The sequence below is a fragment of the Caulobacter sp. FWC26 genome, assembly GCF_002742645.2.
GTDB lineage: Bacteria > Pseudomonadota > Alphaproteobacteria > Caulobacterales > Caulobacteraceae > Caulobacter.
Map to the genome: position 1 here is coordinate 821,502 of NZ_CP033875.1, position 12,221 is coordinate 833,722.

Annotated in this window: 7 protein-coding genes and 1 pseudogene; 4 read left to right on the plus strand and 4 right to left on the minus strand. The window is 67.7% G+C overall.

Going from position 1 to position 12,221, the window contains the following annotated elements:
- Nucleotides 1-6 precede the first annotated feature (6 nt).
- The 3 genes from CSW63_RS05445 (at nt 7) to CSW63_RS05460 (ending at nt 5,643) form a co-directional block, all read left to right on the plus strand.
- Entirely contained in the window at nt 7-807 is an 801-nt protein-coding gene (locus CSW63_RS05445; protein ID WP_168193603.1) for an ImuA family protein, read from the plus strand.
- A gap of 199 nt (nt 808-1,006) precedes the next feature.
- Nucleotides 1,007-2,377: a DNA polymerase Y family protein gene (locus tag CSW63_RS05455; protein ID WP_062099112.1), complete on the plus strand. Its 1,371-nt coding sequence runs from the start codon at nt 1,007-1,009 to the stop codon at nt 2,375-2,377.
- A 14-nt stretch (nt 2,378-2,391) separates the two neighbouring features.
- Nucleotides 2,392-5,643 carry an error-prone DNA polymerase gene (locus CSW63_RS05460; RefSeq protein WP_062099035.1) on the plus strand — a complete coding sequence of 1,084 codons (3,252 nt, stop codon included), beginning with the start codon at nt 2,392-2,394 and terminating at the stop codon, nt 5,641-5,643.
- 51 nt (nt 5,644-5,694) lie between these two features.
- Here the strand turns inward: CSW63_RS05460 and CSW63_RS05465 are convergent, their stop codons facing one another.
- On the minus strand, nt 5,695-6,738 hold the full coding sequence (locus CSW63_RS05465; protein ID WP_062099033.1) for an NAD(P)-dependent alcohol dehydrogenase: 1,044 nt from the start codon (nt 6,736-6,738) through the stop codon (nt 5,695-5,697).
- 191 nt (nt 6,739-6,929) lie between these two features.
- Between CSW63_RS05465 and CSW63_RS05470 the strand changes: the two genes are divergently transcribed.
- Nucleotides 6,930-7,835 carry an AraC family transcriptional regulator gene (locus CSW63_RS05470; protein WP_062099032.1) on the plus strand — a complete coding sequence of 302 codons (906 nt, stop codon included), beginning with the start codon at nt 6,930-6,932 and terminating at the stop codon, nt 7,833-7,835.
- An 8-nt stretch (nt 7,836-7,843) separates the two neighbouring features.
- Here CSW63_RS05470 and CSW63_RS05475 read toward each other — a convergent pair whose 3' ends face one another.
- From CSW63_RS05475 to CSW63_RS05485, 3 genes and pseudogenes are all read right to left on the minus strand, one after another.
- Nucleotides 7,844-9,727: a nucleoside-diphosphate sugar epimerase/dehydratase gene (locus CSW63_RS05475; protein WP_062099030.1), complete on the minus strand. Its 1,884-nt coding sequence runs from the start codon at nt 9,725-9,727 to the stop codon at nt 7,844-7,846.
- A gap of 87 nt (nt 9,728-9,814) precedes the next feature.
- Nucleotides 9,815-11,041, minus strand: a complete 1,227-nt coding sequence (gene glp, locus CSW63_RS05480) for a gephyrin-like molybdotransferase Glp (RefSeq protein WP_062099028.1) — start codon at nt 11,039-11,041, stop codon at nt 9,815-9,817.
- 9 nt (nt 11,042-11,050) lie between these two features.
- Nucleotides 11,051-11,973 (minus strand): annotated as a pseudogene (locus CSW63_RS05485) (ferredoxin--NADP reductase).
- Nucleotides 11,974-12,221 lie beyond the last annotated feature (248 nt).

Consider the following 12,221-nt stretch of genomic DNA (forward strand, 5'->3'; position numbering starts at 1 on the left):
TAGAACATGGAGTGGGAAATGGCCGGATCGCGCGAGGCGCGTCTTGCGGCCCTGAGAGGCCGGATCGCCGCGATGGAAGCGGGGACTCGGACTCCGACTCCGGTCTTGCCGTTCGGAGAACCCGCCATCGACGGATGCTTCCCGGGCGGTGGGCTACCGCTGGGGGGGTGGCATGAGGTGACTGGCGCGGGGCTGGAGGATGAAACCGGGGCCGCGCCGGCCGCCTTTGTCGCGCAATTGATCCGTAGACTGACAGATCGAAAGAGCGGTGTGGTGGTCTGGGTGGCGCGGCGCGCCGATCTCTTTGCACCGGGCCTCCTGGGGTTGGGGTTTCCGGCGGCGCGGCTGATCCAGGTCCGGGCCCGCGACGAGGCGGAAACCTTGTCCTTGCTGGAGGATGCGCTGTCGACCCAGGGTGTCGCCGCCGCCGTGGCCGAGGCCGAGGCCCCCGACCTGACCGCTGGGCGCCGTCTGCAACTGGCCTGCGAGAAGCGGGGCGGCTTTGGGGTGGTGCTGCACCGGCGTCCTTACGGCGGACGGGCGGGGGGAAGGCCAAGGCTGGTCTCAGGCTCGGCGTCGTTCAGCCGCTGGCGGATCGCACCTGCCCCCAGCGGCCCGCCGCCGGACGACATCGGCCTGGGGCCGCCGAGATGGCGGGTTGAACTCGAGCGCTGCCGGGGCGGGCGTCCCGGCGGCTGGATCTTGCAAGCTCAGGAGGCCGGCCATGGCCCGCATCCTTTCCGTCTGGTGTCCCAACTGGCCGATCACGACGTGGCGCCGGCGGAATCCGTGCGGCGCGTCGGGTAAGCCATCCTCCCCCCAGGGGGGAGGAGGCCGCAGGCCGGAGGGGGAAGAGGCGGGGGGCGCTGGACTTCCCCCTCCGTCGCCTACGGCGACACCTCCCCCACTGGGGGGAGGAACTGTTGAATCCCCCTTCGCCCTTCTCGTCTCCGAACGCGGAACCCGCCGCCTCGCCGCTGTCGATGACCAGGCCCGAGCCCTCGGTCTGTTTCCAGGCCAGAAGGCCGCCGACGCCCTGGCCCTGGTCCCGAACCTGGTCACCGCCGACCACGATCCAGCGGCCGATCGTGCAGCCCTGGAAGCGCTATGCGACTGGTGCGTGCGCTTCTCGCCTGCGGTGGCGATCGACGGTGACGACGGCCTGTTCCTGGACATCACCGGGACCGATCACCTGTGGGGCGGCGAGGCGGCGATGCTGGTCGATCTGGTCTCCCGGCTGGCGCGCTGGGGCGTGCCGGCGCGGGCGGCGATCGCCGATACGGCCGGCGCGGCCTGGGCCCTGGCGCGGTTCGGGCCCGACCTCGCCATCGCGCCGCCGGGTGAGCAGCGGGACGCGATCGCGACCCTTCCCGTCGCGGCCTTGCGCCTGGGCGACGCCGCCGAAGCCCAGTTGCCGCGCCTGGGCTTGCACCGGGTGGGTCAGGTGGTGGCCTTGCCCCGGGCGCAACTGGCCAAGCGCTTCGGCCTGGCGGCGGTCCTGCGGCTGGATCAGGCCTTGGGCCAGGCCACAGAGGCCCTGACCTTCCGCCGCCCGGCCTCGCCATGGTTCGATCGGTTGGCCTTCTTCGAACCGATCAGCGCACCCGAGGATCTCGCCCGAGTGGCGGCCGACGCCCTGACCCTGATCTGCGCCCGGCTGGAGGCCGAGGGGCGAGGCGCCAAGCGGTTCGAAGTGGTCTTCCACCGTCTTGATGGACGGAGCTTTCCGGTGCGCGTGGGATTGGCGCGGATCGGCCGGGACGCCCGGCGGCTGGCCAAGCTGGTCAAGCCCAAGCTGGACATGGTCGATCCCGGCTTTGGGATCGAGGTGGTCACCGTCCACGCCTTCGCCGTGGAGCCGATGGCGGCGGCGCAGGAGCGCCTCGACGCCGACGCGGAGGCCAGCGCCGACGAGACCCTGGCGCCGCTGATCGACCGTCTGGTCAACCGCCTGGGCGAGAGCCGGGTCTGGCGCGCCGATCCGTTCGAGAGTCATGTTCCCGAGCGTTCGGTCGTGCGCGTGGGGCCGCTGGACCCTCCCGCGTCGGCCCGGTGGGACCCCGACCGGCCGCGTCCGGTGCGGCTGTTCAAGCGGCCCGAGGCCATCGTCGCCATCGCCGCCGAGCTGCCCGACTATCCGCCGCGCCTGTTTACCTGGCGCGGGCGCTCGCATCGGGTCCGACGGGCCGAGGGGCCCGAACGTATCGGCCAGGAATGGTGGCGGGCCGGCGTAGCGCAGGGGGAGACCGGGCCGGGCAAGGTGCGTGACTATTATCGGGTGGAGGACGACGCTGGCGGCCGGTTCTGGATCTTCCGGCAGGGCCTCTATGGCGGCGAGGACGCGCCGAAGTGGTGGATCCATGGCCTGTTTGGTTAGGGGCAGGTCCTAACATGAGCCCGCCCGCCTATGCCGAACTGCAGGCGACCACCAACTTCTCGTTCCTGCGCGGCGCTTCGCACGCCGAGGAGCTGGCTCTGGCGGCCGAGGCGCTGGGCCTGACGGCGATCGGTATCGTCGACCGCAACAGCCTGGCGGGCGTGGTGCGCGCCTGGACGGCGGCCAAGCGACGATCAATCCGTGTGCTGACGGGTTGTCGCCTGGACTTCATGGATGGCACGCCCAGCCTGCTCTGCTACCCCACTGACCGCGAGGCGTTTGGCCGCCTGACCCGCCTGCTGACCATCGGTAAATTGCGGGCCGAAAAGGGCGAGTGCCATCTGACCTGGGCGGATTTCCTGGATCATGCCGAGGGGCAGTTGGGGCTGATTGTTCCGCCCAGGGTTCTGGATGACCCGTTTGAGCGAGCCCTGAACCGTATGGCCGGCGACCTGCGGGGCCGTTCGTGGCTGGCCGCCAGCCGGGCCTACGCCGCCCGCGATCTTCAGCGCCTGGCGCGGCTGGAGAGTCTTGGCCGAGCGGCTGGAGCGCCGATGGTCGCCACCAATGACGTGCTCTATCACGGCCCTGAGCGGCGGCCGCTCCAAGACGTGATCAGCTGCGTGCGCGAGCATTGCGCGATCCAGGAGGCGGGCTTCCGGCTGGAAGCCAACGCCGAGCGCCACATCAAGTCGCCCGAGGAGATGGCGCGCCTGTTCGATCGCTGGCCGCGCGCGGTCGAGCGGACGGTCGAGATCGTCGAGCGCATCGGCTTCGACCTGAAGGACATCCGCGAACAGTATCCGGACGAACCGGTGCCGCCCGGCAAGACCGCGATGCAGCACCTGACCGACCTGACCTGGAAGGGCGCGGCCTGGCGCTACCCGAACGGGGTCAGCGCGAAGGTCACCGCCCAGATCCAGGAGGAGCTGCGGCTGATCGAGAAGATGGACTACCCCAACTACTTCATCACCGTGCACGACATCGTGCGCGAGGCTCGCAGCATGGGCATCCTGTGCCAGGGGCGGGGCTCGGCGGCCAATTCCTCGGTCTGCTTCTGCCTGGGCGTCACGGCGATCGACCCCACCGAGCACCGCCTGCTGTTTACCCGTTTCATCTCCGAGAACAGGGGCGAGCCGCCCGACATCGACGTCGATTTCGAGCACGACCGGCGCGAGGAGGTGATGCAGTACGTGTTCCAGCGCTACGGTCGGGAATATGCGGCGATCTGCGGAACCGTGATCCACTACCGGCCGCGCAGCGCCATCCGGGACGTGGGCAAGGCGCTGGGCCTGACCGAGGACGTCACCAGTCTGCTGGCCGGCACGGTCTGGGGCAGCTGGGGCGACGGCCTCCCCGAGGAGCATTTGCGTAAGGCGGGCCTGGATCCCGAGGCGCCGGAGATCGCCCGCGCGGTCGGGCTGGCCAACGACCTGATCGGCTTTCCGCGTCACCTCTCCCAGCATGTCGGCGGCTTTGTCCTGACCAAGCGTCGCCTGGACGAGACCGTGCCGATCGGCAAGGCGGCGATGAAGGACCGGACCTTCATCGAGTGGGACAAGGACGACATCGACAGCCTGGGCCTGATGAAGGTCGACATTCTGGCCTTGGGCATGCTGCACGCCATCCAGCGGGCCATGACGATGCTGCGCGAGGACCATGGCCTGGACTGGCTGAAGGATCTGGCCGACATCCCCAAGGAGGTTCCGGGCGTCTATGACATGCTCTGCGCGGCCGACAGCGTGGGCGTGTTCCAGGTCGAGAGCCGAGCCCAGATGTCGATGCTGCCGAGGCTCCGCCCGCGCGAATTCTACGATCTGGTCATCCAGGTGGCGATCGTGCGGCCGGGGCCGATCCAGGGCGACATGGTCCATCCCTACCTGAAACGCCGGAACAAGGAGGAGCCGGTCGACTGGCCCAAGCCCTCGCCCGAGCATGGTCCGCCCGACGAATTGCAGGAGATTCTGGGCAAGACCTATGGTGTGCCGCTGTTCCAGGAACAGGCCATGAGCCTGGCCATCGAGGCGGCCAAGTTCACGCCCGACGAGGCCGACGGTCTGCGCAAGGCCATGGCGACGTTCCGTAATCTGGGCTCGCCGGACGCCTACCGTCACAAGTTCATCGAAGGCATGGTCGGGCGCGGCTATGAGCGCGCCTTTGCCGAGCGCTGCTTCAAGCAGATCGAGGGCTTCAGTCACTATGGCTTTCCGGAGAGCCACGCGGCCAGCTTCGCCAAGCTGGTCTATGTCTCGGCCTGGATCAAATGGGCCTGGCCCGACGTGTTCTGCGCGGCCCTGATCAACGCCCAGCCGATGGGCTTCTACCAACCGGCCCAGCTGGTTCGCGACGCGCGGGAGCACGGGGTGGAGGTGCTGGCGCCCGACATCCTGGCCAGCGACTGGGACTGCACGCTGGCGCCGATCAGCACGGGCTTCCGCGCGCCTCCCATTCGCCATGACAAGGTCGCCTGCCAGGAGACCCGCCCGCGCTGGAAGGCGGTGCGTCTGGGCTTTCGGCAGATCAAAGGCCTGAAGGAGAAGATCGACATCCCGCCCCTGCTGAAGGCCCGGGCCGAGGGCGCGCGCACGCCGGCGGAATTTGCCCAGGGCGGCGTTCCGCAGAAGGCGCTGGAACTATTGGCCGAGGCCGACGCCTTCGCCTCGGTGGGGCTCAGCCGCCGCGAGGCCCTGTGGGCGGTGAAAGGGCTGAAGGGCGAGCACAAGGCGCCGGTCCAGGCCCCGCTGCTGGCGGGGCTGCCGCTGTTCGAAGAGCGCGTGGCCTTGCCGGCCATGGCCGCGACCCAGGAGGTGGCCGAGGATTATCGGACCACCAGCCTCTCCCTGAAGGCTCATCCGATCGGCTTCTATCGATCCATGCTGGCCGCCCAAGGCGTGGTCCCCGCCGAACGGCTTCTGACGCTGAAGGACGGGAGCAAGGTGTCGGTGGCCGGTCTTGTTCTGATCCGGCAGCGGCCCGGTACAGCCAAGGGCGTAGTGTTCGTCACCCTGGAGGACGAGACGGGCGTGGCCAATGCGGTGGTTTGGAAGGACCGGTTCGAGGCGGATCGCAACGTGGTGATGACCGCCTCGTTCCTGATCGTGCACGGGCGAGTTCAGCGAGCAGACAACGTGATTCACGTGGTGGCCGAACGCTTCACCGACCTTTCGGCCGAGCTTTCCAGCCTGCGCGACGAGCCGGGCGCGCCCGCGCCCCGCGTGCGCCAGAAGGTGTCGGGCCGCCTGCTCCGTAGTCGTGATTTCCACTGAGGCGAGGGGGCGGGGGAAGCGACAGGGGCGACGCTTCCCCCTCCAAGCCTACTAGAGCGTGGCCATGTCGATCACGAAGCGATAGCGCACGTCGCTCTTCTGCATGCGCTGGTAGGCCGCGTTGATCTGGTCGATCGGGATCACCTCGATGTCGGCGACGATGTTCTTCTCGCCGCAGAAGTCGAGCATCTCCTGCGTTTCCCTGATCGAGCCGATCATCGAGCCCGCCAGGGTGCGACGGCCGGGGATCAGGGCGAAGGCGTTGAGCTGGGCCGGTTCTTCCGGCGCGCCCACCAGAACCATGGTCCCGTCGACCTTCAGCAGCGCCAGATACGCGCCCCAGTCCAGCGGAGCCGAGACGGTGCAGATGATCAGGTCAAACGTATCGGCCAGACTCTCGAAGGTCTTGGGATCATTGGTGGCGGAGTAGTGATCGGCGCCCAGCCGGAGGCCGTCGTCCTTCTTGGACAGGGTCTGGCTGAGAACAGTGACCTCCGCGCCCATGGCGTGGGCCAGCTTGACCCCCATGTGGCCCAGACCGCCCATGCCCAGGATCGCGACCTTCTTGCCGGGACCGGCGTTCCAATGACGAAGCGGCGAATAGAGCGTGATGCCAGCGCACAGAAGCGGCGCGGCGGCGTCCAGCGGCAGATGCTCGGGGATCGACAGGACGTAGTCGTCCTTGACCACGATATGGTCGGAGTAACCGCCGTAAGTTGGAGTGTCCGAACCCGGTTCGAAGGCGCTGTAGGTCAGCACCAGACCGGGCTGGTACTGCTCGCGGTCCAGGTCGCGCGCGGCCTTGCAGGTCACGCAGCTGTCGACGAAGCAGCCGACACCGACATGGTCGCCTTCCTTAAAGCGGGTGACATTCGCGCCGACGGCGGTGACGACGCCTGCGATCTCGTGACCCGGCACGATCGGATAGACGCTCTGCCCCCAGCCGTTGTCGACCATGTGAATGTCGGAGTGGCAGACCCCGCAGTACTTGATGGCGATGACGACGTCGTCGGGATTGGGGTCGCGACGGTCGAACGTGAAGGGCGCGAGCGGCGCGCCGGCGGCGGGCGCCGCGTAGCCTTTGGCGATGGCCATGGGGGAGTCCTCGATTTTTGGGGAGCGATCGGGGAGGATCACGGGCTACGATATGCCACGCGGACCGTGTGTTGAGTTAGGCGGATCCTGCAAGTCTCTTGCACGATCCTGCAAAGCCGTGGCGACCTTGGTTTCCCGCCTCTCCATTCCCACCTAGAACGATCGCTTCTCACGCCAGGAAATCGAAGGCCTTGAGACCTGCTTCCACCACTGACGTGTACGGGCAGATCGCCGCGCTTGTCGCCCGTTACGCCAGAGATGAATCGCCCGAGTCCATCATCGGGGGACTGTTCCTGACGCGTCGCTGCGCGCCCAGCCAGCCGCTCCACGCCGACCAACGCCCGTCGTTCTGGCTCGTCGCCCAGGGACGAAAGCGCCTGACCGTAGGCGGCGAAACACTCGACTACGGCGTGGGCGATTGTCTTCTGGTGGCGCTGGACCTGCCGGTGACCTCCCGGGTCATCGAAGCCAGCGAAGCGCATCCGCATCTGTGCGTGGGCATGGAGATCAATACTCCGCGCCTGGTCGATCTAATCGGCCGACTACCGGACCGCGCGACCTCTCCGAAGGCCGAGATACGTGGCGCGGCGGTCACCGCGGCCTCGTCTGACCTATTGGACGCTACGCTACGGATGCTGCGTCTATTGGAGCGTCCCAACGACATCGCGGCTATGGCGCCTCTGATAGAGGAGGAGATCCTCTATCGCCTGCTGACCGGCCCTCACGGCGCTCGATTGATTAATATCGCCATGGTCGAGGGACCCGGTCAAAAGATCGCACGAGCCGTGGCCTGGCTTCGTAGCCATTTCTCTCAGCCGCTGCGCATTGGGGTGCTGGCCGAGTTGGTGGGCATGAGCGAGTCATCGTTGCATCACCACTTCAAGGCCGTCACCAACATGACGCCGATGCAGTACCAGAAGCAGCTGCGACTGCACGAGGCGCGGCGCCTGATGTTGTCGGAGGGGGCGGATGTCGGCGCGGCCGGCTATGCGGTCGGCTATCAAAGTCCGTCTCAGTTCAGTCGGGAGTACCGACGCTTGTATGGCGCGCCGCCGTCGCGGGACCTGGCGTCGCTGCTGCCGTCCGCCGCCGCGTGACGCGGAAATCAGGACGCCCGGATCTTGACCACCTTGGAGGGGCCGACCTGACGCAGGTCTTCGACCAGCTCGAACAGCCGCGCGCGAACGGCGGCTTCGTCGCCGACCTCCGCCAGGTCGTCCAGTTCGGTCAGTCGTTCATCGGCGATCGTGGGGGCGGGCGCCAGGCGGACCGCTTCCATGATGCCGGGGGCTTTCAGGCGAGCGACCTCGTTCACATCCACCAGCGTTTCCGTCAGCTTCTCGCCGGGCCGCAGACCGGTGATCTTGATGTCGATGTCGCGCCCGGGCGTCAGGCCCTGCAGCTCGATCATTCGCCGAGCCAGATCGATGATCTTCACCGGTTCGCCCATCTCCAGGGTCAGAACCCCGGCTTCGGGTTCGGAGGCGATCATCGACAGCGCGACCGCGCGTAGCACCAGTTGCACCGCCTCCGGAATGGTCATGAAGTAGCGTTCGACCTCGGCGTGGGTCAGGGTGATCGGGCCGCCTCGGGCGATCTGGCTCTTGAAGATCGGCACGACCGACCCCGCCGACCCCAGAACATTCCCGAACCGGACGATGCTGACGCGCATATCGCCGCCGCCGCCATACTGACGGGCCACCGCCTCGGCCACGCGCTTGGCTGCGCCCATGACGCTGGTAGGCGCCACGGCCTTGTCGGTGGAGATCAGGGCCAGATGAGCCGCGCCGCACGCCTTGGCGGCCAAGGCCACGTTTCGGGTGCCCAGGACATTTGTCCGCACGCCCTCGCACGGATGGTTCTCGACCAGGGTCACATGCTTCAGCGCTGCGGCGTGGAACACGATATCCGGCTTCATCTCGGCGAACACACGCTCGACACGGGCGGCGTCCCGCACGTCGCAGAGGACCTCGCGCCGCGACAGGATCGGATGGCGTTCGGCGATCTCGCGGTCGATGTGGAACAGATTGTACTCGGACGCGTCCACCATGGTCAGGTGCGCGCAGCCGCTGGCGGCGATCTGGCGGCAGAGCTCGGAGCCGATACTGCCGCCCGCTCCGGTGACCAGGACGCGCCGACCCGACACTAGCGCGCGGACCGGCTCGGGGTCGAGGCGTACGGGAGGGCGGCTCAGCAGCTCTTCGATGCTGATTTCGCGCAGCAGCGGCGTATTGGCCGCTGCGCCCATCTCGACCACGCCGTAGCGGCGCAGCAGCCGAACGCCCTCGGTCTTGAGGCGGCCCAGTCGCTCGGCGCCGAAAGTGCTCATGGCGCTGTCGGTTAGGAAAAGGATCGCCGCCGGCGAAAGACCGCTGTCGCGCAGACGGGCCAGCACGCTGTCGAAATCGGCGATCGAGCCCAGGACGCAGACCCCGCGTAGTTCGTCGCCGGTTTCGCGATCGAGCGGCGAGACCACGCCGATGGGGGCGTACCGTTCCCCAAGACCTGCTGGCGCGCGCAGGAAGGCCTCGGCTTCCGAGGCCGAGCCGATGATCAGCAGGCGGGGCAGGGCGGGGTGAAGAGACGCGGGGCCAAGGCGAAGCACCGAGTCGAGGAGCATCCGTTCGTGCAGGCTGCGACGGATCACGCGCAGGGCCGAAAGTAACGCCGCTTGGATCAACGCCGCGCCGGCGACGGTCCGCAGGCCGCCATCTATCCCCGGATGCGTCAGGCGCGTCACCACCAGGAAGGCCGCCGCCGTCAGCACCGCCGAGCGAACGAGCCGCAGATGGTCGGTCGCTGACACGAAACGCCAGGGCGCGCGCTCCACGCGGAACGCCAGCTCCACGATGAAGGCAGACAGACCGTAGAGGGTCGCTTGCAGCAGCGTGTCCCGGGTGAACGGCATGTCGATGACGAGATAGCGGCCGGCAAGCAAGGCCACGAAGGCCAGCAGGACGTGGGTCGCGATCTTTCCTGCATGCCCCATGAAAAGAACCTCTGAAGCGGTGAAGGTCGGGTCTCGCCCGGCGGACTTGAACCGGGCTTAGCACGCGAATGTGTCGCCGTCGCGGCCTCAGCCTCGCGGAAGGGGCAGAACGTCCACGATGTCCCCTTTCGCGGCGGCCGGCGTACCCGCTCGACGGCGTAGTAGAGCATCGGCGCGCGCGAACACCCCGACCAGCGAGGAATCCTGATCGGGGAAGGGCGTCACGAGCATTCGCCCATCAGGATCGATGGACAGCGCGGCCCGCATCCAGTGCTCGCGTGGGCCGCCGGCCGGAAGCGGTTCGGCGAGGCAGGCCGGGCGAAGGCGGATCTCCGGATCGACGCCGGTGAAAGCCGCCAGCAACGGACGCAGAAAGAGCTCCGCGCAGACCAGGGCCGAGGCCGGGTTGCCAGGCAGGCCGAGCACGCGCCGGCCATCGGCGAGAGATCCGCTCCAAGTCGGTTTGCCCGGGCGCACGGCGACGGTCTCGACGACCAGCTCCAGGCCGAGAGTCCGCAGGGCGGGCTTGACGAGGTCGTGATCGCCGACCGAAGCGCCGCCGACGGTCACGATCAGGTCTGCCTGCACAGGCGCGATCGCCGCAGCGATGGCTTCGATGTCATCCCCCTGTGCGCTCAGCCGCACAGCCTGCCCGCCCCAGGACTGGACTAGCGCCGCCAGGCTGTAGGAGCCGCTTTCGAAGATCTGATCGGGGCGGGGCGCGCCGCCGGGAGGCGCAAGCTCATCGCCGGTCGCCAGGATCGCCACGCGCGGGCGCCGCGCGACCGCGACATCGGAGAGTCCCGAGGCGGCAATCAGCGAGAGTCGCCAGGGATCAATGACCACGCCGGAATCCAGGAGGCGGTCGCCGGCCTGAAAGTCGCCCCCTGCGGCGCGGACATTCGCCTTGGGTTCGGGGCCGGCCTCGAACCAGACGGCGTCGCCGTCGCGTTTGGCCTCCTCCTGTAGGATCACAAGGTCCGCGCCGGACGGAACGGGCGCGCCGGTGAAGATGCGCACGGCCTGTCGCGCGCCGAGATGTCCGGAAAAGGCCTTTCCGGCCGCGCTTTCGCCCACGATGACCAAGCGTTCGCCAGGCGCGTAGTCGCTGCGCCGGATCGCCCAGCCGTCCATGGCCGAGGCGTCGAACGGCGGCTGCGGACGCTGTGCCGTGATGGGCTCAGCGAGCGCGCGTCCCAGACTTTCGGCGAGGGGAACCGTCTCGAGCCCCAGGGGCGCGACGCCCGCGAGGACGCGACGGCGCGCCTCTTCGACGGTGAGGTTTCTGAGGCTGGAGGGCGGAGAGTCGCTCATGCGCCGACCTTAGCCGACGAAGGCGCGCTCGATCACGAAATCGCCGGGCTCGGCGTTTGAGCCTTCCTTGAGCCCCTGGGATTCGAGCAGGGCCGCAGTGTCCTTGATCATCGCCATCGAGCCGCACAGCATGGCGCGATCGTGCTCGGGATCGAACTTGCCGCCCGCAATCCCCAGATCGGCGAACAGCTTGCCGCTGGTGATCAGATCGGTGAAGCGGCCCTGGCGTTCGAATGGTTCGCGGGTGACGGTCGGATAGTAGGTCAGCTGCGCGCGCGCCTCTTCGCCCACCAGCGGATCCTCGAAGATGTCGCGCGTAAACAGGTCGCGATAGGCCAGTTCCTTCACCTCGCGCACGCCGTGAGCGACGATCACGCGCTCGAAGCGGCTGTAGGCGTCGGGGTCGCGGGCCACCGAGAGCCAAGGGGCAAGGCCCGTGCCGGTGCCGAACAGGAACAGGCGCTTGCCCGGACGGACGGCGTCCAGCACCAGGGTGCCGGTCGGCTTCTTGCCCAACAGGATTTCGTCGCCTTCCTGGATCAGCTGCAGACGCGAGGTCAGCGGGCCGTCGGGGACCTTGATCGAGAAGAATTCGAGCTCTTCGGCGAAGGACGGCGAGCCGATCGAATAGGCGCGCAGGATCGACTTTTTCTCGCCGAGCTCTTCGCGGGGCGGCAGGCCGATCATCACGAACTCACCGGAGCGAAAACGGAAGCTGGCCGGCCGGGTGATCGCGAAACTGAAAAGACGGTCGGTCCAGTGCTTCACCCACAGCACCTTCTCGACGAAGTACGGGGCTTCCTTCACGGCGGCGGTCGCGGTGGCCGTCATCTTAACTCTTCGTGTCGCTGGCGCGCTCGGCGCGGAAAAGGCGGTCGCGCCACGGGGCGCGCGAGAATGCCGCCCAGGCCCATCGGCGACGCTCGTCTCATGTGAGGAAGCCCGTCTTGATGTCAACGCCGGTTGTCTAATGCCGGCTTTGGAAAAACTCCCTCGGGTGGGGAGGGGCGCGCTTTGACCCTGTTAGATTGTCGGTCAATCCGTGCTTGGGTTTGCGAACATTTGTTTCAATGAATGAGCGTTGGATCGGGTATCGGGGAATTCTGGAAGTCAAAAATTTCAGATCAGAGACGGTCTTTGCTCTCCAAATTCGCGTCGATCGTCAGAAGCAGAGATTTAA

What these genes read in the sequence shown, in the direction of transcription:
- CSW63_RS05445 (WP_168193603.1), top strand. Translation starts at nt 7, where the DNA reads ATGGAGTGGGAAATGGCCGGATCGCGCGAGGCGCGTCTTGCGGCCCTG.
- CSW63_RS05460 (WP_062099035.1), top strand. Translation starts at nt 2,392, where the DNA reads ATGAGCCCGCCCGCCTATGCCGAACTGCAGGCGACCACCAACTTCTCG.
- CSW63_RS05465 (WP_062099033.1), bottom strand. Translation starts at nt 6,738, where the DNA reads ATGGCCATCGCCAAAGGCTACGCGGCGCCCGCCGCCGGCGCGCCGCTC.
- CSW63_RS05475 (WP_062099030.1), bottom strand. Translation starts at nt 9,727, where the DNA reads ATGGGGCATGCAGGAAAGATCGCGACCCACGTCCTGCTGGCCTTCGTG.
- glp (WP_062099028.1), bottom strand. Translation starts at nt 11,041, where the DNA reads ATGAGCGACTCTCCGCCCTCCAGCCTCAGAAACCTCACCGTCGAAGAG.